This window comes from Mesorhizobium japonicum MAFF 303099 (assembly GCF_000009625.1).
In the GTDB taxonomy this organism is placed as follows: domain Bacteria; phylum Pseudomonadota; class Alphaproteobacteria; order Rhizobiales; family Rhizobiaceae; genus Mesorhizobium; species Mesorhizobium japonicum.
This window is the reverse complement of the sequence record NC_002678.2, coordinates 988,899-1,010,324: the sequence shown is the minus strand read 5'-3', so window position 1 is coordinate 1,010,324 and position 21,426 is coordinate 988,899. Positions and strand designations below refer to the sequence as shown.

Below are 21,426 nucleotides of genomic sequence, written 5' to 3'. Positions count from 1 at the left end.
TCAGCGACCGATCAAGGCACGCGCGATGATGACGCGCATGATCTCGTTGGTGCCTTCGAGGATCTGATGGACGCGCAGGTCGCGCACCAGCTTCTCGATGCCATAGTCGTGCAGATAGCCGTAACCGCCGAGCAACTGCAGCGCATTGTTGGCGACGTTGAAGCCGGTGTCGGTGACGAAGCGCTTGGCCATGGCAGACCATTTGCCGGCGTCCGGCGCCTTGCGGTCGAGCTTGGAGGCGGCGGCATAGAGGAAGATGCGCGCTGCCTGCAGCTCGGTCTCCATATCCGCCAGCCTGAACTGCAGCGCCTGGAACTGGTTGATCTTCGAGCCGAAGGCCTTGCGTTCGGCGGTGTAGGACAGCGCCTTGTCGAGCGCCGACTGGGCGCCGCCCAGCGAACAGGCGGCGATGTTCAGCCGGCCGCCATCGAGCCCGGCCATGGCGATGCCGAAACCGGCGCCTTCACCCGACAGAAGGTTTTCCGCCGGCACCTTGCAGTCCTCGAATATGACCTGGCGGGTCGACTGCATGTGCCAGCCCATCTTGTGCTCGTTGGCGCCGAAGGAGAGGCCGGGCGCATCCTTCGGTACCACAATGGTGGAAATGCCTTTCGGCCCGTCGGCGCCGGTGCGCACCATGACAGCATAGACATCGCTGTCGCCGGCGCCCGAGATGAATTGTTTGGCGCCGTTGAGGACATAGTCGCCGCCGCTCTTCACCGCGCGCGTCTTGAGCGCCGCGGCATCCGATCCGGAGCCCGGCTCGGTCAGGCAATAGCTCGCCAGCCATTCCATCGAGGTGAGCTTCGGCAGGAAGCGCTGGCGCTGCTCGTCGTTGCCGAAGCGGTCGATCATCGAGGCCACCATATTGTGGATCGAGATGAAGGACGAAAAGCCCGGATCGGCATGCGACAGCGCCTCGAAGATCAGCACGGCGTCGAGGCGGCCGAGGGCGGAGCCGCCGACGTCGTCCCTGACATAGATGCCGCCGAGGCCGAGCGGCCCGGTCTCGCGGATCACATCGGCGGGAAAATGCTTCCTGCGATCCCAGTCGAGCGCATTCGGCGCGACGCGGTCGGCGGCGAAGGCCTGCGCCATCTCCTGGATGGCGCGCTGTTCCTCGTTGAGTTCGAACTGGCTGGTGCTCGCATCGACCGCGGCGTCCATGGCGTTCTCTCCCTATATGCCAGCTAGCCCGCTGGCCTGTCGTTTTTGGCTTTGCGCGCGCATCAATCTAGACCAATGATGCCGCCGCGCAACCCGACCCGCTGCGGAGCGGCTGTGCACCAATGCATGTCCGGAGCGAGATGTGACGACAAAATTCGATGAACTGCTTGGGCGATTCCACGCCTATCTCGCTTGCGTGGACAACGCCCTGGTGCGCGACGCCGTTGCCCGCATCGGCTGGGACATGCCGGCACGCGCGCTGCAGCCGCATGGGATCAGCTGCGTGCGCCATCTCGACCGCGCCTCTGAACTGGCGCCACCTGCAGCCAAACCGTTGGTGCAATGGCTGGCGGGGCATCGCAACGGATTGCACTGGGGGCAGACCTACACCGAGGCGGATTTCGGCAAGGTCTTCATCGACAATTACGGCTGGGTGGAAGTGTTCGGCACGCGCGGCCATTTCGCCAATGACGAAGTGGCTGCCGGCCTGCTGATCCTTGGACCAAACGTAGTCTATCCCGACCATCATCACGTCGCCGAGGAGATCTACATTCCGCTGACGGGCGGCACGGAATGGCGCATGGGCGAGGGTGGTTTTCGCGTGCGGGAGGTCGGCGAGGTCGTCCACCACGCCTCCAATGTCAGCCATACCATGCGAACAGGCAACGAGCCGCTTTTGGCGCTCTACATCTGGCGCGGCGGGCCGCTGGCGCAGAAATCCACGATCACGGGAACCGCGATGCAGGGCCGAAGCTGATGGCCAGGGCGATCATGCTGCAAGGCACGGGTTCGGATGTCGGCAAGACGGTGCTGGTCGCCGGCCTGTGCCGCGCCGCGAAGAAGCGCGGGCTCAAGGTGCGGCCGTTCAAGCCGCAGAACATGTCGAACAACGCCGCGGTCGCCGACATTCCGGGCGACAACAACCATGGCGGCGGCGAGATCGGCCGCGCGCAGTGGCTGCAGGCGATCGCTTGCGGCGTTGCGCCGTCGGTTCACATGAACCCGGTGCTGCTCAAGCCGCAGAGCGATGTCGGCGCGCAGGTCATCGTGCAAGGCAAGGTGTTCGGCGAGGCGCGCGCGCGCGATTACCAGGCGCTGAAGGGTCGGTTGATGGACGCCGTGCTCGACTCCTGGGCGAAAGTCGGCGAGGGCGCCGATCTGGTCATCGTCGAGGGCGCCGGCTCGCCGGCCGAGATCAATTTGCGCAGCCGAGACATTGCCAATATGGGCTTTGCCACGCGTGCAGATGTGCCGGTGGTGCTGGTTGGCGACATCGACCGGGGCGGTGTCATCGCCTCGGTCGCGGGCACGCATCTGATCCTGCCGGAAGAGGACCGGCGCATGATCGTCGGCTACCTCATCAACAAGTTCCGCGGCGATGTTTCGCTTTTCGATGACGGCCTCAAGGCGATCGAGAAATTCACCGGCTGGCGCTGCTTTGGCGTCGTGCCGTGGCTGAAGGCGGCGGCGCGGCTGCCTTCGGAGGATTCGGTGGTGCTGGAGCGACTGGCATCCGGCGAGGCGCGGGCGCTGAAGGTGGCGGTGCCGGTGCTCGGCCGCATCGCCAATTTCGACGATCTAGATCCGCTCAAGGCCGAACCGCAGGTCGAGGTGGTGTTCGTGCCGCCGGGAAAGCCGCTGCCATCAGATGCCGGGCTGGTGGTCATTCCCGGCTCCAAATCGACGATCGGCGATCTCATAAGATTCCGCGAGAATGGCTGGGACAGGGATCTTGCCACACATCGCAAGCGCGGCGGCCATGTCGTCGGCATTTGCGGTGGGTTTCAGATGCTTGGCCGCAGGGTGCGCGATCCCGACGGGATCGAAGGCAGCGTCACCGAGGCCGAAGGGCTTGGCCTGCTCGATATCGAAACGATGATGGAGCCGGAGAAGACGGTGCGCAATGTCAGCGCCCGCTCGGTGCAATTCGACCTGCCCCTCGAAGGCTACGAAATCCATCTCGGCCGCACCACCGGCCCGGACACGATGCGGCCGTCGGCGATCATCAATGGCGTTGCGGACGGTGCGATCTCCGCCGATGGCAAGGTGATCGGCACCTATATGCACGGCCTGTTCGGCGCCGACGCCTTTCGCGGAAAATTCCTCGAAAGCCTTGGCATCAAGGGCGGCGGCATCGACTATCGCGTCGAAGTCGAGCGGGCGCTGGACGACGTCGCGGCCGAGTTGGAGGGCCACCTCGACTGTGACGCGCTTTTCGGCCTGGCGCGCTAAGGCGTGCCGAGGTTCAAACTCGCTGGTCGATCGACGGTTTTTGCGAGAAGATGGACGCAACTGCGCCGAAGGCAGGCCGCGCAGGGGAGATGGAGTTCGCCAAACCAGAGATATTGGAGGCATGCAATGGCTCAAGATGCGCCGGTTAAACCGCTAAGCCGCGATCTCCTTCTTGGAAGCTGGAGGATGACTTCTTGGATGACGAGAGACGTCGCTACCGGGGAGCGGCGAGAGGCGTTAGGCCAGAATCCTCAGGGCATCGTCATCTATACCCCCGAGCGCGTCATATTTTTCATCCTTAGGAACAATCGCAGACGGCCTGGGCGGCTGCCGCCATCCGACGAAGAGAAGATTGCCCTGTTCGAATCGATGTTCGCCTATTCGGGCGGCTATACGGTTGAGCCGGATCGGGTCGTCCATCACGTCGACATGAGTTGGAACGAAGCATGGAGCGGCACTGAGCAGGTGCGGTTCTGCAATGTCGACGAACATACGTTGTCTTACACGTCTCCTCCCTCCCAAAACCCGTTCGACGGGCGCGAGATCGTTCACGAAGTGACGTATGTGCGGGAGAAACGCCACGCCGAGTAGGTCTATCGTCTCATCTCTCGGCGTGGATCGCTGCCGTAGCTCGGGGCCGAGACATCTGCCAGGCCAGCTCACCGCTTCTCGCCTGCCTTCGGCCAATAGGTGCCGAACGACCAGACGCTGCCTTCCGGATCGCGGCAGATGAATTCGCGGCTGCCATAGTCGCGGTCGGTCAGTTCCTGGATGATCGTGGCGCCGGCTTTCCTGGCCCTGGCATAGGCGGCATCGGCGTCGTCGACGGCGATATAGATCGACTTGCCGCCGCCGGTGCCGGGTTCGCCGACCATCTTGCCGTAGTCGTCATCGCGCGCGCTGCCCAGCATGATCATCGAGGCGCCGAAGACCAGTTCTGCATGGTGCACGACATCGCCTTCGCCATAGCGGGCGCGGACGCTGAAGCCGAAGGCTTCGCAGAGCCAGTCGATCATTTTTGCCGCGTTCTTGTAGCGTAGGGCAGGGTAGAGACGCGGGGCTTCGGTGGGCATGGGAACCTCCTTGATCTGGGTTGGTCGATAACCCACTCTGTTCGAAGGCCGCTCCAGCGTCTTGAAGAAATGTTACCTGACCGAGAGCGCCGTCGGCGTCTCCCCGGCAAGGTCGCGGAATTCGCGCACCAAGTGCGCCTGGTCGGCATAGCCGCAATCGGCGGCGATATCGGCCCAGTCGGCAGTCGGCTGCCGCGACAGGCCAAGCGCCCGGTTGAAGCGGACGATGCGCGACAGTGTTTTCGGGCCAATGCCGATCGCATTGGAAAAGCTGCCCGCGAGATGCTTTCGGCTCCAGCCCAGTTTTTCGGCGATGGAGGAAATGCGGGCCCGGCCGCCGGAGGCGACGATGCGATCATAGGCCCAGGCGATTTGCAGTGGCGTTTCGGCGGCGCGCACAAGCCGGGCGGTGACGAAGGCTTCCGCAAGGTCGAAACGCGACGCCCAGTCCGGCGTGTTGCCAAGCTGTTCGCGCAGCGCCATGCCGTCGGCGCCCAGCACGTCGTCGAGGACGACCATGCTGTCGGTGAGTTCGCTCATCGGCAGACGGAAGAAACGACGCGCCCCAAGCGGGGTGAAGTTGATCTGGACGCAGCAGGCGGAGCCGAAGGATTCGATCATCACCGGTCCGGCAAAAAGCCCGGCTGCGAAACTGGCGAAGCGGTCATTGTCGCCGGGGGCCTTGCCGAGGCCGATGGCAAAGGGCTCGGCGAAACTGATCACCAGAGGCACGGTCAGCGAGGCGTATTCGACATTGCGGAAATGGCCTGCCGCGGTTTCGCGATAACCGCAAATGTCTGACACAATGCCGTCAAGCGCAGGATCGGGAAGGCGCCGGCGCATCTCGAAGCGCCCCGCGATGGAGCGGTCCTGTTCCTTCCGGCGCTGCATCTCGATCGGCATCGGCCATCCTTCCGCCGGGACAAATCTATCAGCCGAGGGCCGGAATCAAAAGCGCCCGGCTTTTGGCCGGGCGCTTTGTGTCCCCACTTCAAGGGAAATCTGTCAGGCGCCGCGCATCAGGCAGCCGGCGGCGAGCACGATATAGGCAATGAGAACGATCCACACCGATGCAAGCGGGATGAAGGCGAGAACGCCAAGCGCGGCAAGAATGCCGATGATGGCGATGACCAGGGAAATGATGAAAACGATCTGGGTAGGCGCGCTGAGATTCATGCGTGGCTCCTCCAACATGATTCGAACAGCGCCATAGTAACAGGCGCGTGATCACACACCAATCATGACACGCAGCGGGTTGGCCGGGTCGGCCAGCAGCTTCACCGCCAGCGCCAGGCAGACGATCACCAGCAGCGGCTTGATCAGTCTGGCGCCGATGCGCATGGCGAGGCTCGCGCCGACGCGGGCACCGAGGAACTGGGCAACGCCCATCATCAGGCCGATCTTCCAGGAGATGACACCGACTGCAGCAAAGACGATGAAGCCGCCGATGTTGGAGGCGAAGTTGAGCAGCTTGGTGTGCGCCGTCGCCTTGAGCACGCCGTAGCCGGCAAGGGCGACGAAGGCCAGCATGTAGAAGGAGCCGGCGCCGGGGCCGAAAAGGCCGTCATAGAAGCCGATTGCCGGCACCAGGGTCAGCCCGAACAGGAAGGGCGACAGGCGCTCGGCCCTGTCGATATCGTTCATGTTGGGCTTGAGCGCGAAATAGAGTGCGATGGCGATCAGCACCAGCGGCAGCAGGGCGCGCAGGAGATCGCCCGGAACGATGGTGGCCAGCAAAGCGCCAACGACACCGCCCGCAGCCGCCAGCAGCGCCGACGGCAACTGCCGGCGCAGGTCGACATGGCCCTTGGAGGCGTAGTGGATGGTCGCCGAGCCGGAGCCGAACATGCCTTGCAGCTTGTTGGTTCCAAGCGCTTCGACCGGAGAGAAGCCGGCAAGCAAAAGTGCCGGAATGGTGATCAGTCCACCGCCGCCGGCAATCGAATCGACAAAGCCCGCCGCAAAGCCGGCGAAAGCGAGCATGACGATTGTCTGGGCGGTGAGGTCGATCATCTGATGTGCGGAGACGTCCGGTCGGCGGGATAACGGCGTTCGACCACGACAGCCCTGTTTGCGCAAGGCCGATTCCGCGCTACCTCTATCCAAGCGCATCGCGCTTGGATGATCCAAGCGCATTGCGCATGGATTTGGTTAACCCGGAAAGAGGCCCTGATGGCATTCGCATTGCTGGACCAGATACGCTCCATCTTCGACGGCGACCCGGGCGTGCGCAAGGTCGCCGACGATCCCGTCCTGTCGGCGGAGCTTCTGATGCTTTTCCGCATGATCCTGGCCGACGGAACGGTCAGCGAGAGCGAGATGGTTGCCTTCCGGCGCATCTGCAAGGACGCCTTCGGCATCCAGGAAACCAGCATCGACGCCGTCATCGAATATCTCAACGAGTTCGGCTACGAGACCAATGGCTCGCAGGCGATCGCGCTGTTTCGCGATCTCGACGTCGAACGGCGCAAGCAATTGGCCCAGCATATGGCCGAGATCGCCAAGGCGGATTCGCAACTGGCCGAGAGCGAGGTGCGCCTCTTGCGCCGCACACTCGACCTGCTCGACATCAGCCCGGTCGACGTCGTGAAGCCGGAAGAATAGGTTCTTTCCCCGCTCACCCTTGCTCTTGCATCCGCCGAGCAATTGCCCGGTGCAGGTCCGGGGCCGCGGCGACCAGCGCCCTGGCGGCCTCGGATTGCGGATGATCGAGCACTTCGCTCGTCTTGCCGCGCTCGACGATCCTGCCGTCATGCATGACCAGCACCTCGTCCGTGATGGCCCGCGCAACGGTCAGATCATGGGTGATGAAGAGATAGGCGATGCCGAGCTTCTGGTTGAGCGCGGCGAACAGGTCGAGGATTTGCGCTCGGATTGAGACATCGAGCGCCGAGACCGGCTCGTCGGCGACAACCAGTTTCGGGCGGGTGATGATGGCGCGGGCGATCGACAGGCGCTGGCGTTGGCCGCCCGAAAATTCGTGCGGGTATTTGTCCATGTCGCGCTGGTCGAGGCCGACCTCGTGCAGTGCGTGCGCCACCATCTCGAGGCGCTCGGCTCGCGTCGGCTTCTTGTCCAGCACGTGCAAGGGCTCGGCGACCAGCTTTTCGACCTTCTGGCGCGGATCGAAGGAGCCGTAGGGATCTTGGAACACAACCTGCATGTCGCGCCGGGCGGGCTTCAATTCGGCTTCGCTCTTGCCGGTAATGGTCTCGCCGCGAAACCGGATCGTGCCCGAACTCGGCTTGTCCAGCGCCAGGATCATGCGGGCGAGCGTTGACTTGCCGCAGCCGGAGCGGCCGACCAGCGCCACCGACTGGCCCGGCTGCATCGACAGCGACACATCGTCGACGGCGCGGATAGGGGCTGCCCGTTTGAACAGGGAGGTGTGCCGCCCGGGATAGTCGCGGGTCACGCCTTCGACCTGGATCAGGGGCTTGCCCTGACTTGCATCATGCGGCCTGGCGCGTGCCGGCACATGCATCGAGGCCTGCGCCAGCTGGCGCGTATAGGGATGGAGCTGCTCGGACAGCGTGCGGGCGGTGTCGCCGGCCTCCATCACCTCGCCGCGGCGCAGGATGGTGATGCGATCGGCCATCTCGGTCACCACGGCGAGATCGTGCGAGATCAGGAGCAGCCCCATGCGGCTCTCCGCGACGAGGTCGCGCAGGAGGTCTAGGATCTGCGCCTGCAGCACCACGTCGAGCGCCGTCGTCGGCTCGTCGGCAATCAAAAGCTTCGGCTTCAGCGCGCAGGCGATGGCGATGACGACGCGCTGGCGCTGGCCGCCCGACAGTTCGTGCGGATAGCGCGACAGCGGGAATTTTGCCGCGGGCAGGCCAACGCGGTCGAGCATTTTTCGCGCCCGCTCTTCAGCCGCGGCACGTGTGACCTTGGTGTGCCAGCGTATGCCTTCGGCGACCTGTTCGCCGATGGTCTTGACTGGATTGAGGGCCGTCATCGGCTCCTGGAACACCATACCGATGTCGTCGCCGCGCAGAGCGCACATCTGGTCTTCGGTTGCCGCGAGGATGTCGATGCCGTCGAAGGTGACGCGCCCGCTGGCGCGTGCGGCATGCGGCAGAAGCTGCATCACCGTCAGCGCCGTCATCGACTTGCCGGAGCCGGATTCGCCGACCAGCCCCATCACCTCGCCGGGCGCGACGGAGAGTTCCATGTCCTTCAGGATCTGCGTGTCGCCGATGGTCAGCGACAGGTTGTCGATTTCCAGCAAGCTCATCGCTGCCGCCGCGATTTCGGGTCGAGAATGTCGGCGATGCCGTCGCCCAGGAGATTGAGCCCGAGCACGGTGATGACGATCGCCATGCCGGGAAAGATCGCCATCCATGGCGCCACCACCATGCGCGTCTGTGCGTCGAACAGCATGCGGCCCCAACTCGGCATTGGCGGCTGCGCGCCGAGGCCGAGATAGGAAAGCCCGGCTTCGGCGAGGATGCCCAGCGCGAACTGTATGGTGCCTTGCACCAGGAGCAGCGTTGCGATGTTGGGCAGCACATGTTCGATCGATATCTGCGTGCTGCTTTTTCCTGCGGCGCGCGCGGCCAGGATGAATTCGCGCGGCCAGATGGCCAGCGCTCCGGCGCGGGCGACGCGGGCAAAGACCGGGATGTTGAAGATGCCGATGGCGATGATGGCGTTGACGGCGCCCGGCCCGAAGATGGCGGTAATCATGATGGCCGACAGCAGCGCGGGGAAAGCAAAGACGAGGTCGTTGACGCGCATCAGCGCCTCGTCGACGAGGCCGCCGCGCGCGGCCGCAAAAGCGCCGAGCGGCACGCCGACGCCCATGCCGATGCCGACCGCGACCAGCGCCACGGCGATCGAATTGCGGGCGCCGACCATGATCATCGACAGGATGTCGCGGCCGAAATGGTCGGTCCCGAACCAATGTGCCAGCGAGGGGCCTTGCGTCTTGTCGGCTATGACCAGCTTCGTCACATCGTAGGGCGTCCAGGGATAGGACACGAGAGCCATCGCCAGGATCAGCACGGTGATGACGAAGCCGGTGACGAAAGCCGTGTTCCGGAACGCCTTGGCCAGAATGCCACTCAACGTCTCTTCAGGGATGTCGATGTGCAGGGTCATTGCCGGCTTCTCAGGCGGGGATCGACCACCGCATAGGAAAGGTCGACGACGAGGTTGACGGCAATGACGGCGGCGACCAGCAACATCACGACGCTTTCAACGACGATCAGGTCGCGCTGGGTGATCGCCTGGAACACCAGCCGGCCGAGGCCGGGGAGATAAAAGACATTCTCGATGATGATGGTGCCGGCGAGCAGGAAGGCGAATTGCAGCCCGAGAATGGTCAGCACCGGGATCATGGCGTTGCGCAGTGCATGCCGCCACAGCACGGCGCGATAGGGCAGGCCCTTGGCGCGGGCGGTGCGGATATAATCCTCGTTCAGCACCTCGATCAGTGCCGAGCGGGTGACGCGCGCCAGGATCGCCGCCTGCGGCAAGGCAAGCGCCACCGCCGGCAGCAGCAGCGATTTCAGCGCAGGCGATATGCCGGCGCTCCAGCCGGGAAAGCCGCCGGCCGGCACCAGCCGCAGCCAGACGGCGAAGACATAGATCAGCATCAGCGCGAACCAGAAATTGGGGACGGCCACGCCAAGCTGTGCCGCGCCCATGGAAATCGTGTCGCCGGCCCGGCCGCGCCGGCTGGCGGAAAACAGGCCGACCGGAATGGCGATGATCGTGGAGAGCGCAAGCGCGATCAGCGCCAGCGGCAGCGACACGGCAAGCCGTTCACGCACGAGATCGAGGACCGGCACCGAATAGGTGTAAGAGCGGCCAAAATCGAGGCTGAGCAGGCCGCCGGCCCAGTGCAGATAGCGCAAGAGGAGGGGCGCGTTCAGGCCCATCTGGTTGCGCAAGAGTTCGACCTGGTCGGCGCTGGCGTTCATGCCCAGCATCAGCCGCGCCGGGTCGCCCGGCAGGATTTCCAGCACGGCGAACACCACGATGGAGGCCAGCACCAGCGTGGCAAGCGAGATGGCGAGGCGCTTGAGGAGGTATGCGGTCATGGACACGGGACGACAGAGGTGTCGTCATCTTGGGGCGAAGCAGGAGCGAAGCTCCGTCGCGTAGACCCCAGGATCCATTCCGTGACAGAGGTCGAAGAGGGCGACGGTCCAGAACCAGCCTCGCGCCTCACTGTTTCCACCGCCACGTCTCCCAGATTCTGCACCACGGGGTGCGCTCGTAACTCACGGAATGGATCCCAGGGTCTGCGCAGTCGCTGCGCGCCTGCTTCGCCCTAGGATGACGAAACGAACCTCACTCGCTCCACTTCACCTTGGTCAGGTCGTTGGCAGGGATCGGTGCGCTTTCCCACAACCCTTGCAGCTTGGCGTCCCAGACTCCGACCTTGGGCAGTTCGTAGAGGAAGCCGACCACGGCATCGTCGGCCAGGATCTTTTGCGCCTGGGCATACAGTTCTTTGCGTTTGGCCTCGTCGGACGTCAGTTCCAGATCGGCGATGACCTTTTTGAAGGCAGGGTTGTCGTAGTTGAAGTAGTAGTCCTTGCGCGCGTAGATATCGATGTCGTTCGGCTCGGTATGGGACACGATGGTCAGGTCGTAGTCCTTCTTGGTGAACACCTGGTCCAGCCACTGCGCCCACTCGACGGGGATGATCTCGAGGTTGATGCCGACGTCGCGGAGTTGCGAGGCGATGATCTCGCCGCCGAGCCGCGCATAGGTCGTCGGCGGCAGCTTCAGCGTGGCCTTGAAGCCGTTCTCCAGTCCCGCCTCCTTAAGCAGTTCCTTGGCCTTGGCCACGTCGTGCGGATAGCGGCCGGTGAGGTCGACATAGTATTTGTTAGCCGGCGACATATGCGAGCCGATCGGCAGGCCGAGCCCGGCCGAGGCGCCGTCGATGATCGCCTTGCGGTCGAGCGCATAGGAAATTGCCTGCCTCACCTGCAATTTGTCGAAGGGCGGCTTCTTGTTGTTGATCGACAGTATGGTCTCGCCTTCGGTCGCGCCGACCACCACCTTGAAGCGCGGATCATCCTTGACCTGCGCGACGCTGTCGGGATCGAAGAAGGGGAAGGCCTGTATGTCGCCGGAAAGCAGCGCCGGCACTGCCGCCGCGGCATCGGGAACGATGCGGAACTCGACCTTTTCGAGGAAGACAGGGGCGCCCCAGTAATGATCCGATTTGAGCAGGGTGATCGATGAACCCTTGGCCCAGCTCCCGAACTTGAAGGGGCCGGTGCCAACAGGTTTTTCCTTGTTGGTGTCGGCGGATTTCGGCGACACGATCACCGCGTCGCCCCAGCCCATATTGTAGAGGAACGAGCCTTGCGGGTGGGTCAGCGTCACCTTCACGGTGGCGGGGTCGGCCACTTCGACCTTGTCGATGGCGGCAAAGAGCTGCTTTTGCGCGTTGATGGAGTTTTCCGCGCGGGCACGGTCGAGTGAGAACTTTACGTCGTCGGCGCTGAAATCGGCGCCGTCGTGGAATTTCACGCCGGTGTGCAGCTTGAAGGTGTAGACCTTGCCGTCATCGGAAATGGTCCAGCTTTCGGCGAGATCCGGCAAGACTTCGCCATTGGGGCCGATCCGGGTCAGGCCCTCGAACACATTGGCGTAGGTGACCTCCCTGATTGCCGCGGCCGCTCCCGCCGTCGGGTCGAGATGCGGGGGTTCAAGCGGAATGCCGATGATAAGATCGGTCCGGGCGGCAAACGCCGAAGTGGCGGTCGCGACCGCCAGCACGGCAGCGGCCAGAAGGGTCTTCCAAAGTTTCATCGCTGAACTCCCCATGTGCTCAAATGCTCAAGCCCGGGGATAGAAGCGTGATTTCGCTCGGGAGTAAATTGCGTTTCGTGCTGTCGCGCCGCGCCAGGAGAAATGTTTTTGCGCCGCGGGCCGGTCATCCGGTCGTGCCGCGCAGCAGCACGTTGAGGCCGATCGCCATCACCTTGGCCGATTCCACCATGTCCTCTATGCCAACCCATTCGTCTGGCCGGTGGGCGAGGTCGAGAATGCCGGGCCCATAGGCGATGCAGTCGTAGATGTGGCCGATGCGGGCAATGTGCTTCTGGTCGTAGGTGCCGGGCGAAATGACGTAGTCGGGCTCGCGGTCGAAGATCGCATGAATGCCTTGCGCCACGGCCTTGACCACCGGCGCGTCGCGCTCGGTCATCAGCGGCAGCACTTCCATCAGGTCGCGGATCTCGTAATCGAACTTTTTGCGCTCGCGCTTCAGCCGCTCGAGAATGCCGGTCACTTCGCCTTTGACCGTGGCGAGGTCTTCCTCGAGCAGGAAGCGGCGGTCGATGGTCAGCCGGCAGGAATCGGGCACGTTGGGCGAGGGCAGGCCGGGTCGGAAATCTTCGGTCTGGCCGCCATGGATGGAATTGATGTTCATGGTCGAGCGCCTGGCGCCTTCGGGCACCACCGGCATGCGCGTCATCTTGCGGTCGAGTGCCGGGAACAGTTCGTCCTCGAAAGCTTGCAGCACGGCGCCCATATGGCGCACCGCATTGTCGCCGAGAAACGGCATCGAGCCGTGCGCGATTTCGCCCTTGGTTTCGATCTCGGCCCACCAGACGCCGCGATGGCCAAGGCAGATGCGGTCCTTGTTCAGCGGTTCGGGGATGATGACGTGGTCGACCCTGGGTTTGGAGAAATAGCCGAGCCCGGCCAGATGCGCGACACCGCCAAAGCCGCCGGACTCCTCGTCGACGGTGCCGGATATCTCGATGGTGCCGGGAAAGTCGGGATAGACCTCCATGAACGCCTCGGCGGCGATGATCGACGCGGCCAGGCCGCCCTTCATGTCGCAGGCGCCGCGTCCATAAACCCTGCCGTCCCTGACGATGCCGGCAAAGGGATCGACGGTCCAGCCGTCGCCGGCCTCGACCACGTCGATATGCGAGTTGAAGTGGACGCAGGCGCCGGGCGATCGGCCGTCGAAACGGGCCACGACATTGACGCGCGGGTAGCGGTCGGTGTCGCCGGGCGTGCCTTCGGCACGGATGAATTCGGTTTCAAAACCACGTTTCCTCAGCCGCGCGCCGACAAATTCCGCACATGGCCGGTAGGCTTCGCCAGGCGGATTGATGGTCGGGAAACGGATCAGGTCAGCGGTCAGCGCGACAACATCGTCGCGCCTGTCATCGATTGCTTGAAGGAGTCGCTCGTTCATCGGGGGAGTTGAGCAACGAACGGCGTTGCATTGCAAGCCCGCCGGCAATCAAGCCGGTGCGGAGTGTCGTTGCGGCAACTATCGCGGGAAATCGTTCAAATTCGCTGCTTTGGATTGGCGAATTGATCAAGGAGTGTGTGCTATTTGTTCACTGCCATTAAAAAGATGAAAAACAACGTGATGGCAAGCAGACAAGGGGCAATCAAAGGGGTTTGATCGCATGAGGAAGTTCTTTCTCGTAGCAGCGGCGATGTTGGCAACCGCGCTGTTTGGTACGCCGTCCGCAAGTTACGCGGCGATGTTGGAAGCAAATATCGACGTGTCGTCACAGACGATGACGGTACGTTACGGGTCGGAGGTTTATCGCTGGGTCGTGTCGACTGCCCGTCCGGGCTATTTCACGCCGCGTGGCACGTATCGGCCGCAGCGGACCGCTCGGATGTGGTATTCGCGCAAATACGACATGTCGCCGATGCCTTATTCCGTGTTCTTCCATGGCGGCTATGCCATCCATGGGACGGGCGCGGTCAGGCAACTCGGCCGTCCGGCCTCGCATGGCTGCGTGCGGCTGCACACGGCCAATGCCGCGACCTTCTATGCCATGGTGCGGGAAGTGGGCTTCGGCAACACGCGCATTGTCGTGACGAATTAGCAGCACGCGCGAATCTCGTTGCCGGGCCGGAGCCCGGCGCGAGACTTACTACTGGCGGCAACAACAATCGGCCAAGGTTTTACCTGTTCCGAGATGGGCGGCTATTGCCGAGAGATAAGGGGTGTGCTTTCCATGCCAATGTCCGGCTGAGGACAATCGGCAGTATCGGGCAGTTTGAACCATTAGGGGTAGCTTAAATGTTGCCGGCTGATCAATCGTTCGCCGGGAAACCTGCCATTGCGTGCCGTTTGCTGGAATTGACAGATGCATCCCCAGTCACAGATGGACGATCGTCTTCCCAGTCGGCCCGCCGGGGTGCTCATTCTTGGCGGAGCGCACGGGACGCTGGCGCTGGCCAGAAGCTTCGGCGCTCGGAAAGTGCCTGTCTGGCTGGTGAGCAACGACACGCCGTTGCCCAGCTTTTCGCGATATGCCCGGCGGACAATGACATGGCCCGGCCCCGACGACGGTGGTGCCGTCGCCTTCCTGCTCGATCTGGCGGAGGTTCATGGGCTTGGCGGTTTTCTGCTGATCGCCGGCGGCGACCCTGAAGTTCGCTTCGTATCGCAGTCGATCGACCAACTGTCCGCCGCGTTCGACGTGGTGCTGCCGCCTTGGCAACAACTGAAGTGGGTCTGTGAAAAGCCGCTGCTCTATCGCCGGGCGGGCGAATTGGGGCTTGCTGTTCCACTGACCTATGAGATCAGCTCGCTCGAGCAGGCAGAGGCAGCCGAACTTCGCTTTCCCGTGATCCTGAAGCCGAACATGGGCGGGCGCAGCCGTTTCGCGCGTGCCAAGGCCGTTCTCGCCAGTGACAAGGCAGCGTTTTCGACAGCCTACACCTGGGCTGCCGAAGAGATCGGCAGCGACAATGTGGTGGTTCAGGAAATGATACCAGGCGGAGGCGAGGGCCAGTTCTCCTACGCGGCGCTCTGGAACGAGGGCGCGCCGGTGGCGGAGTTCACCGCCCGCCGGACGCGGCAATATCCGGTCGATTTCGGCTACACCAGTACCTTCGTGGAGGTGGTCGACGAAACGCAATTGATCGACGCCGCGCGCCGGCTGCTTGGATCGATCGCACATCACGGACTGGTCGAGGTCGAATTCAAGCGCGATGCGCGCGATGGCTCGATGAAGGTTCTCGACGTCAATCCACGGCCCTGGACGTGGTTTGGGCTGGGCGCCGCCGCCGGCGTCGACCTCGGCGCGATGCTCTGGGCGATCAAATCGGGCCAGACGGTAAGGACAGCGTCAGCGCGGCCTAACACGTCGTGGATGTATCTGGTCCGGGACATGGTGGCGGCCGGGAGGCTGATCTCGAGCGGCCGGTTGGCAAAACGCGCCTATTTCAGTTCATTCACAGGAGTACGGGCATGGGCGACGTTCCAGGCGAATGACCCGATGCCGGGCCTTATCGACGTGCCGTTGACGGCCTGGAGAGTGCTGACGCGACGGATACTTTCCGCAATCTTAACCTGGAAATGTTTAGGACGGCGGCGTGATGGAGTGAGTTCCACGGCTGCAGAAACAGACAGGCGAGACCGCTGACATGACCGTTTTCACGCCCAGGACTGACTGCGAGGTGGCCGTCATCGGCGCCGGTCCTTTTGGGCTGGCCGCCGCCTCCGCCCTCAAGGGAGCGGGTGTCGATGCGCTCACACTCGGCGGCGCGATGTCCTTCTGGCGCGACCATATGCCGAGAGGCATGAGACTGCGCTCGCCCTGGCACGCGACCTATATCGGCCACACCAAAGGTCCGCTTTCGCTCGATTCCTATGCCAAGGTTCTCGGAATCTCGCCCCGCGAACCGTTGCTGCTCGAAAACTTCGTCGACTATGGATTGTGGATCCAGGCCCAGGCGGTTCCGGATCTGGATACACGCAAGGTGGACCGCGTCGAGAAGGCGAATGGCGGATTTCGTCTGGCGCTGGCCGATGGCAATGCCATCAAAGCGCGCCGCGTCGTCGTTGCCACCGGCCTGATGAACCAGCAACTGATCCCCGCCGTGTTCGATGGAATTCCCCGCGAACTGGTCAGCCATGCCAGTGAGCATACTGGTTATGAGGCCTTCCGCGGCAAGCGCGTCGCCGTCATCGGGCGTGGGCAAAGCGCCTGCGAATCCGCCGTGCTGCTCAAACGAAACGGGGCCGAAGTCGATCTGGTCTGCCATGGCGACATCCATTGGCTGGGCTATCGGGCGCTGTCGGGAAAGCAGGGCTGGAGCTTGCGCGACTTCCTGTCGGAGCGGCTCGCATCGCCGTCCAGGGTCGGTCCGTTCCCGATTTCGTGGCTGGTCGAAGTCCCAGGCGTCGTGCACCGGTTTCCGGAGCCAGCCCGGGCCGGACTCAACAGGCGCAGCCTCGGCGCCGGCGCGACGGGCTGGCTGAAGCCGGATTTCGACGGGATAGAGATCAGGGCCGGCAGCAGGATCATCAGCGCATCCGCCAGGGACAATGGCATCGAACTGCGGTTCGAGAAGGATTTCGCCAGCTTCGATCACGTCGTGCTCGGCACGGGCTACCGGATCGATATCGCCAAGCTAGGTCTGTTCGCGCCCGCCATGCTTGCCGCGATTGCTCGCCGGGAAGGGTTGCCGCTGCTTTCCGCCGGGTTCGAATCCAGCATTCCTGGCCTGCATTTCGTCGGCGCGAGCGCGGTCGGCAGCTTCGGCCCGCTGATGCGATTCACCGCCGGCACGCCGTTTGCCGCGCGCACCGTCGCGCGGTTCATTCAGAGAGCGAAAGACAGACGTTACACTGCAGCCTGAACCTGGAAGACCGCATAGTCGATGGTGCGAACCGCATCGAGGAAGCCGGGCATCGCTAGCACGGCCAATTCCCGGAAAATACCGGTTTCGCGGATGGCTGGCCTTGCCCAGTCGATCGCGCGATGGCTTGAGCTGCCATAGACGATGACGCAATCCCTCGGGTGGCGTTCGAGCGACGACACGAGATTCATCAGGACGATGTCGAAGACGTCCTTCGAGAAGGGATTGTAGAAATAGACCACCAGGGGCACTTGGGGAAAATCGTAGGCCGCCGCATCGGCCTCGACGACGCTGAGCGCCCGGCACTTCTGCGACGGGTCGCGGAAGCGCTCGATGTTGCTTCGGGCGATGTCCACCAGTTCGCGTGCGAACTCCACGCCGATGATCTCGGCGAACGGATAGTGCGAGGCCAGCAGCAGGGTTCGCGATTTTCCAGAGCCGATGTCGATGAACGTATGGTTGTGGAGATCGCGGGGCAGCGACTTCATGATGAAGTCGAAGGTTCTGGGCGACGTGCAGACGGCTTCATTGCCCATGGCGCGGTGCGGGCCGACGACATTAAGGGCGCCGAGCTGAATCGAGCCGGCCGTATCGACGCCGTGCCGGCGATCCCATTTCCGGGCGATACGGTCGGCGAGCATATGCCTGATGTTACGCTGGACGAAGCCAAGGCTCGCGCCGAGGCCATGCCGATGGACAAGCCTGAGCGGCTCCAGCAAGCCATTCTGACGGATATGGGACCATGCCCGGCCAAAACGGCCGAAGGAACGATCTTCGAGGCCATCCCGATCCAGGCGCGGCATTTCGATATTCGTCATGCCACGGGCTCCATCCCAGTCGATGAACATCTCCTGGGGTATGTGCGCCCTGGTCGTTTAAGATTCCCTGACCAGTAACGTTACGAATGTCTGGATCGCAGGCCCATGAGTGCCGGAAATGGCAGCGGCAAACACTGCAGCGGGGGAGATCAGCTGTTCGCGGCCGGCGTCTTTGCCTGCGGCTGCTTTTTACGCCGCGAGTTGCTGATCTCCCACCTTTTGTGGAACCACATCCACTGGCCGGGATCCTCGCGCACCCAGCGCTCGACCACGTCGTTCAACATCTGGGTGGTGGCGTGGACGTCGACGCTGCCGTCGGCGGTGCGCGGCAAGACCAGTCTGTCCTCGATCTCGAGGCGGAAGCGATTGCCTGGCAATCTGATGCAACGCGCCGGATAGACGTCGCAGTCATAGTGTCGGGCAAGCGTGCCCAGTACACGGTTGCTCTGGCAGGGGCGGCCGAAGAATGTCGTGTCCAGGCCGTTGGAGAATTTCTGGTCGACAAGGACGCCGATATTGCCGCCGTTTTCCAGCACTCCGGCCAATGCGAATGAGGCGCCGGCCATCGACGGCAGGAGCGCCCCCATGGTCGAGCGCCGCGTCGAGAGGATGTAGTCGGCAAGATAGGGGTTGTTCGGCGGACGAAACAGCGCCGTGATGTTCATGCCGAAGGTCGCCGCCGCTACCGGCAGCAGCTCGAAATTGCCGAGATGGCCGGTGAAGACGATGTGCGGCTGCTTTTCGGCGGCGATCTCGACGAAATGCTCTATTCCCTTGACCTCGACGCGGCCGGGCTTGCTGGCGGCCGGGTCATAGTCGAACAGGGCATCGAGGAAGATGTATTCGGCGGCAAGGCGGGCCATGTTGCCCCACATATCGGAGGCGATGGCCTGGATTTCGTCCTCGCTCTTTTCCGGATAGGCCTTGCGCAAATTACCGATGGCGACCTGATGGCGTCCGACCTTGGGACCAATGAAGCGCGCGACGCGGTCGGCGAAATTCAGCGCGCTGTCGACCGGCAGCAGGCGCAGCACCGAAATGATGATCATCGCCGCCCGCGCAACCAGCCAGTAGTTCAGCTGGCGCAGCTGCCTGCCATAGCGAAACCTGAGATCGCGGCGAAACTTCTTGAGCACCGGAGTCAAGGCCTCAGGCGACGCGCAGGATGATCTTGCCGAAGACGTCGCGGCCTTCCATGCGCTTTAGCGCTGCGTCGATATCGTCGAAGCCGACTTCGGTGTCGATGACCGGCGCGACCTGTCCCGCCGCCATTTTCTGCATGGCGTTGGCCATGTTCTCCATGCGGCAGCCGAAGGAGCCGAGCAGCTTCAATTGCTGCTGGAAGAGCTGCATCAGGTTGATTTGCGTCGACACGCCTGATGTCGAGCCGCAGGTCACTAGGCGGCCGCCGCGCTTCAGGCACAGCATCGAGCCGGCAAAGGTGTCGGCGCCGACATGTTCGAAGACGACGTCGACGCCCTTCTTCTTGGTTAGCTTGCGCACGACGCCTTCGAAGCGGTCTTCGCGGTAGTTGATGACGTGGTCGGCGCCGAGCGCCTTGGCCTTGTCGATCTTGTCGTTGGAACCGACGGTGGTGATAATGGTGCAGCCCATCCGCTTGGCCAGCTGGATCGCCGCCGAGCCAATGCCGGAGCCGCCGGCATGGACGAGGATGGTTTCGCCCGGCTGAAGCCTGGCGTTGTCGAACAGCATGTGCTCGACCGTGCCGAAGGTGACGGGGGCCACCGCGGCGCCGATGTCGCTCACGCCGGGCGGGGCGGGGACCAACAGGCGCGCCGGCAGGTTGATCTTCTCCTGCGCAAACCCGTCGAGGTGGAAGCCGTGGACCCCGGAAACATGTTCGCAAAGATTGTCGCGGCCTTCGCGGCAGGCACGGCAAAGGCCGCAGGTGCGCGCGCCATAGATCGACACCAATTGTCCGGGCAGCAGGCTGGACACGCCGGGGCCGACCGCCTCGACCTCGCCGGAGGCTTCGGCGCCGACGACCAGCGGCAGCTTGCGCTTGGCGAAGGCCATGCCGCGCCAGCCCCAGACGTCGATGTGGTTCAGCGCCACCGCCCTGATGCGCAGCGTGACTTCGCCGAGCGCGGGTGGCGGGGGAGGCGGCAGGTCCACCGTTTCAAGACGGCGGTCCTCGATAAGTTGCAGTGCGCGCATAAGGCCTGTCGGTTCTGTTCGAGCGGAAGTGGCTCGCTTAGACCGGTTCCCGCGCCATGACAAGGCAAGTGTTCTGGCCGCCGAAGCCGAAGGAGTTCGACAGAACGCTGCGAACCTCGGCATTGCGCTTCTTGTTGGGCACCACGTCGAGCACGATCGCCGGGTCGGGATTGTCGTAATTGATGGTCGGTGGAATGACGCCTTCGCGCATTGTCATCAGCGAGAACGCTGCCTCGACGGCGCCTGCCGCCGACAGCGTGTGGCCGATCATCGACTTGTTCGACGAGACCGGCATCGAGCTGATGCGCTCGCCGAACACGGTCGACAGCGACAGGTGCTCCATCTTGTCGTTTTCCGGCGTCGAGGTGCCATGGGCGTTGACGTAGTCGATCTCGTCCTTGCTCAGGCCCGCATCGGCAAGGGCGGCGCGAACCGCCGCGATTGCCGGCGAACCGTCAGGCTTGGAGCGGGTGCGGTGGAAATCATCGGCCTTTTCGCCGCAGCCGCGCAGAATGCCAAGAACGGTGGCGTCACGGGCAAGGGCTGCCTCCAGCGATTCCAGCACCAGCGCGCCCGAACCTTCGGCGAGGACAAAACCATCGCGGTCCTTGGAAAACGGTTTTGACGCCTTTTCCGGGATGTCATTGTGGGTCGACAGCGCCGACAGCAGCGAGAAGCGGATCAGCGCCTCGGCGGTCGCCGAACCGTCGGCGCCGATCGACAGCGCCCGGTCGCATTCGCCGCGGCGGATCGCCTCGACGCCGAGCTGGATGGCGGTGGCGCCGGAGGCACAGGCGGTCGACAGCGTGATAGGCAGGCCGCGCGTGCCGAAACGGTCGGCGAGCCGGTCGGCGATCGAGCCGAACTGAGTGGTCTCGAAAATGTCGAGCTCCTTCAGCGCGCGGGCCACGCGAAGCAACCGTTCGGCGCCAGCATCCTGCTTGTCGGAATTGTAGAGCGAGAAGCGTTCGTGCCAGTCGAGCTCGACCGGTGGCGAGGCGAGGAAGAGAGGCCCGCCGAAATCGCTGGAATCGAGACCGGATTCGGCCACGGCTTCATGCGCGGCGGTTTCGGCCAACTCGTAGGTCAGGGGGCTGGCGCCCTTCGAGCTTGAGTCCAGGAAGTCGACCATGCCGGAAATGCGGGTGTTGAGATGATCGACCGGAAAGCGGGTGATCGGGTGGATGCCCGACTTGCCCGAGGTCAGCGCCGCCCAATTGTCAGCCTTGCCGACGCCGAGCGAAGTGACCACGCCGATACCGGTGACGGCGACGACGGGCCTGCCCATGTGATCTCTGAAATTGGTCATCGGGAAGCCCTCGGGCGGTTTGTCTCTAACAACATGGCGGGCGCCG

The 21,426-nt window shown here is 63.5% G+C and carries 21 protein-coding genes; 7 read left to right on the top strand and 14 right to left on the bottom strand.

Features of this window, described 5'->3' with window-relative positions; all coding sequences use genetic code 11:
- On the bottom strand, positions 1–1,167 hold the full coding sequence (locus MAFF_RS05990) for an isobutyryl-CoA dehydrogenase (protein ID WP_010909986.1): 1,167 nt from the start codon (positions 1,165–1,167) through the stop codon (positions 1–3).
- 142 nt (positions 1,168–1,309) lie between these two features.
- Here MAFF_RS05990 and MAFF_RS05985 point away from each other — a divergent pair, with 142 nt between their 5' ends.
- From MAFF_RS05985 to MAFF_RS05975, 3 genes are all read left to right on the top strand, one after another.
- Positions 1,310–1,924, top strand: a complete 615-nt coding sequence (locus MAFF_RS05985) for a dimethylsulfonioproprionate lyase family protein (protein WP_010909985.1) — start codon at positions 1,310–1,312, stop codon at positions 1,922–1,924.
- Positions 1,924–3,399, top strand: a complete 1,476-nt coding sequence (locus MAFF_RS05980; protein ID WP_010909984.1) for a cobyric acid synthase — start codon at positions 1,924–1,926, stop codon at positions 3,397–3,399. Before MAFF_RS05985 ends, MAFF_RS05980 begins: the two co-directional genes overlap by 1 nt.
- Before the next feature lie 126 nt (positions 3,400–3,525).
- Positions 3,526–3,990 carry a lipocalin-like domain-containing protein gene (locus MAFF_RS05975; protein ID WP_044547878.1) on the top strand — a complete coding sequence of 155 codons (465 nt, stop codon included), beginning with the start codon at positions 3,526–3,528 and terminating at the stop codon, positions 3,988–3,990.
- 68 nt (positions 3,991–4,058) lie between these two features.
- On the opposite strand, the gene MAFF_RS05970 is transcribed toward MAFF_RS05975, so the two are convergent.
- The 4 genes from MAFF_RS05970 to MAFF_RS05960 all read right to left on the bottom strand — a co-directional run bounded on the left by MAFF_RS05970 (position 4,059) and on the right by MAFF_RS05960 (position 6,485).
- Positions 4,059–4,472, bottom strand: coding sequence for a VOC family protein (locus tag MAFF_RS05970; RefSeq protein ID WP_010909983.1), 414 nt, complete (start codon positions 4,470–4,472; stop codon positions 4,059–4,061).
- Positions 4,473–4,544: 72 nt separating this feature from the next.
- Entirely contained in the window at positions 4,545–5,375 is an 831-nt protein-coding gene (locus MAFF_RS05965; RefSeq protein ID WP_010909982.1) for a helix-turn-helix domain-containing protein, read from the bottom strand.
- 102 nt (positions 5,376–5,477) lie between these two features.
- Positions 5,478–5,648, bottom strand: a complete 171-nt coding sequence (locus MAFF_RS39940; protein ID WP_080511798.1) for a hypothetical protein — start codon at positions 5,646–5,648, stop codon at positions 5,478–5,480.
- Between the two features lie 51 nt (positions 5,649–5,699).
- Positions 5,700–6,485, bottom strand: a complete 786-nt coding sequence (locus MAFF_RS05960) for a TSUP family transporter (protein WP_010909980.1) — start codon at positions 6,483–6,485, stop codon at positions 5,700–5,702.
- A gap of 159 nt (positions 6,486–6,644) precedes the next feature.
- On the opposite strand from MAFF_RS05960, the gene MAFF_RS05955 reads away from it, so the two are divergent.
- The gene (locus MAFF_RS05955) at positions 6,645–7,076 is read left to right on the top strand and encodes a TerB family tellurite resistance protein (protein ID WP_027046940.1); all 432 of its coding nucleotides are present in this window, start codon (positions 6,645–6,647) and stop codon (positions 7,074–7,076) included.
- Between the two features lie 13 nt (positions 7,077–7,089).
- On the opposite strand, the gene MAFF_RS05950 is transcribed toward MAFF_RS05955, so the two are convergent.
- The 5 genes from MAFF_RS05950 to MAFF_RS05930 all read right to left on the bottom strand — a co-directional run bounded on the left by MAFF_RS05950 (position 7,090) and on the right by MAFF_RS05930 (position 13,656).
- Entirely contained in the window at positions 7,090–8,712 is a 1,623-nt protein-coding gene (locus MAFF_RS05950; RefSeq protein WP_010909978.1) for an ABC transporter ATP-binding protein, read from the bottom strand.
- Positions 8,709–9,578, bottom strand: coding sequence for an ABC transporter permease (locus MAFF_RS05945; protein ID WP_010909977.1), 870 nt, complete (start codon positions 9,576–9,578; stop codon positions 8,709–8,711). Before MAFF_RS05945 ends, MAFF_RS05950 begins: the two co-directional genes overlap by 4 nt.
- Positions 9,575–10,522: an ABC transporter permease gene (locus MAFF_RS05940; RefSeq protein ID WP_010909976.1), complete on the bottom strand. Its 948-nt coding sequence runs from the start codon at positions 10,520–10,522 to the stop codon at positions 9,575–9,577. The genes MAFF_RS05945 and MAFF_RS05940 overlap by 4 nt, the downstream gene beginning before the upstream one ends.
- A 253-nt stretch (positions 10,523–10,775) precedes the next feature.
- Complete coding sequence (locus MAFF_RS05935; RefSeq protein ID WP_044547875.1) at positions 10,776–12,254, bottom strand: ABC transporter substrate-binding protein; 1,479 nt, start codon at positions 12,252–12,254, stop codon at positions 10,776–10,778.
- 124 nt (positions 12,255–12,378) lie between these two features.
- A complete protein-coding gene (locus MAFF_RS05930) occupies positions 12,379–13,656 on the bottom strand; it encodes an acetylornithine deacetylase/succinyl-diaminopimelate desuccinylase family protein (protein WP_010909974.1) in 1,278 nt (425 codons plus the stop codon).
- Positions 13,657–13,876: 220 nt separating this feature from the next.
- Here MAFF_RS05930 and MAFF_RS05925 point away from each other — a divergent pair, with 220 nt between their 5' ends.
- The 3 genes from MAFF_RS05925 to MAFF_RS05915 all read left to right on the top strand — a co-directional run bounded on the left by MAFF_RS05925 (position 13,877) and on the right by MAFF_RS05915 (position 17,075).
- A complete protein-coding gene (locus MAFF_RS05925) occupies positions 13,877–14,308 on the top strand; it encodes a L,D-transpeptidase (RefSeq protein ID WP_010909973.1) in 432 nt (143 codons plus the stop codon).
- A gap of 264 nt (positions 14,309–14,572) precedes the next feature.
- Positions 14,573–15,856, top strand: coding sequence for a hypothetical protein (locus MAFF_RS05920; protein WP_010909972.1), 1,284 nt, complete (start codon positions 14,573–14,575; stop codon positions 15,854–15,856).
- A gap of 1 nt (position 15,857) precedes the next feature.
- A complete protein-coding gene (locus MAFF_RS05915) occupies positions 15,858–17,075 on the top strand; it encodes an NAD(P)-binding domain-containing protein (protein ID WP_010909971.1) in 1,218 nt (405 codons plus the stop codon).
- Here MAFF_RS05915 and MAFF_RS05910 read toward each other — a convergent pair.
- The 4 genes from MAFF_RS05910 to MAFF_RS05895 form a co-directional block, all read right to left on the bottom strand.
- A complete protein-coding gene (locus tag MAFF_RS05910; RefSeq protein ID WP_044550566.1) occupies positions 17,060–17,893 on the bottom strand; it encodes a class I SAM-dependent methyltransferase in 834 nt (277 codons plus the stop codon). The genes MAFF_RS05915 and MAFF_RS05910 overlap by 16 nt on opposite strands.
- Before the next feature lie 149 nt (positions 17,894–18,042).
- Positions 18,043–19,029 (bottom strand): lipid A biosynthesis lauroyl acyltransferase, encoded by a 987-nt coding sequence (locus MAFF_RS05905; protein WP_010909968.1) that lies wholly within the window; start codon positions 19,027–19,029, stop codon positions 18,043–18,045.
- Positions 19,030–19,042: 13 nt separating this feature from the next.
- A complete protein-coding gene (locus tag MAFF_RS05900; RefSeq protein WP_010909967.1) occupies positions 19,043–20,071 on the bottom strand; it encodes a zinc-binding dehydrogenase in 1,029 nt (342 codons plus the stop codon).
- 37 nt (positions 20,072–20,108) lie between these two features.
- Positions 20,109–21,380: a beta-ketoacyl-ACP synthase gene (locus tag MAFF_RS05895; protein ID WP_044547873.1), complete on the bottom strand. Its 1,272-nt coding sequence runs from the start codon at positions 21,378–21,380 to the stop codon at positions 20,109–20,111.
- Positions 21,381–21,426 lie beyond the last annotated feature (46 nt).

Coding starts and splice junctions, on each gene's coding strand:
- MAFF_RS05895 (WP_044547873.1), bottom strand. CDS start 21,380: ATGACCAATTTCAGAGATCACATGGGCAGGCCCGTCGTCGCCGTCACC.
- MAFF_RS05900 (WP_010909967.1), bottom strand. CDS start 20,071: ATGCGCGCACTGCAACTTATCGAGGACCGCCGTCTTGAAACGGTGGAC.
- MAFF_RS05915 (WP_010909971.1), top strand. CDS start 15,858: ATGACCGTTTTCACGCCCAGGACTGACTGCGAGGTGGCCGTCATCGGC.
- MAFF_RS05940 (WP_010909976.1), bottom strand. CDS start 10,522: ATGACCGCATACCTCCTCAAGCGCCTCGCCATCTCGCTTGCCACGCTG.
- MAFF_RS05935 (WP_044547875.1), bottom strand. CDS start 12,254: ATGAAACTTTGGAAGACCCTTCTGGCCGCTGCCGTGCTGGCGGTCGCG.
- MAFF_RS05910 (WP_044550566.1), bottom strand. CDS start 17,893: ATGACGAATATCGAAATGCCGCGCCTGGATCGGGATGGCCTCGAAGAT.
- MAFF_RS05930 (WP_010909974.1), bottom strand. CDS start 13,656: ATGAACGAGCGACTCCTTCAAGCAATCGATGACAGGCGCGACGATGTT.
- MAFF_RS05955 (WP_027046940.1), top strand. CDS start 6,645: ATGGCATTCGCATTGCTGGACCAGATACGCTCCATCTTCGACGGCGAC.
- MAFF_RS05990 (WP_010909986.1), bottom strand. CDS start 1,167: ATGGACGCCGCGGTCGATGCGAGCACCAGCCAGTTCGAACTCAACGAG.
- MAFF_RS05970 (WP_010909983.1), bottom strand. CDS start 4,472: ATGCCCACCGAAGCCCCGCGTCTCTACCCTGCCCTACGCTACAAGAAC.
- MAFF_RS05960 (WP_010909980.1), bottom strand. CDS start 6,485: ATGATCGACCTCACCGCCCAGACAATCGTCATGCTCGCTTTCGCCGGC.
- MAFF_RS05945 (WP_010909977.1), bottom strand. CDS start 9,578: ATGACCCTGCACATCGACATCCCTGAAGAGACGTTGAGTGGCATTCTG.
- MAFF_RS05950 (WP_010909978.1), bottom strand. CDS start 8,712: ATGAGCTTGCTGGAAATCGACAACCTGTCGCTGACCATCGGCGACACG.
- MAFF_RS39940 (WP_080511798.1), bottom strand. CDS start 5,648: ATGAATCTCAGCGCGCCTACCCAGATCGTTTTCATCATTTCCCTGGTC.
- MAFF_RS05965 (WP_010909982.1), bottom strand. CDS start 5,375: ATGCCGATCGAGATGCAGCGCCGGAAGGAACAGGACCGCTCCATCGCG.
- MAFF_RS05925 (WP_010909973.1), top strand. CDS start 13,877: ATGAGGAAGTTCTTTCTCGTAGCAGCGGCGATGTTGGCAACCGCGCTG.
- MAFF_RS05980 (WP_010909984.1), top strand. CDS start 1,924: ATGGCCAGGGCGATCATGCTGCAAGGCACGGGTTCGGATGTCGGCAAG.
- MAFF_RS05920 (WP_010909972.1), top strand. CDS start 14,573: ATGCATCCCCAGTCACAGATGGACGATCGTCTTCCCAGTCGGCCCGCC.
- MAFF_RS05975 (WP_044547878.1), top strand. CDS start 3,526: ATGGCTCAAGATGCGCCGGTTAAACCGCTAAGCCGCGATCTCCTTCTT.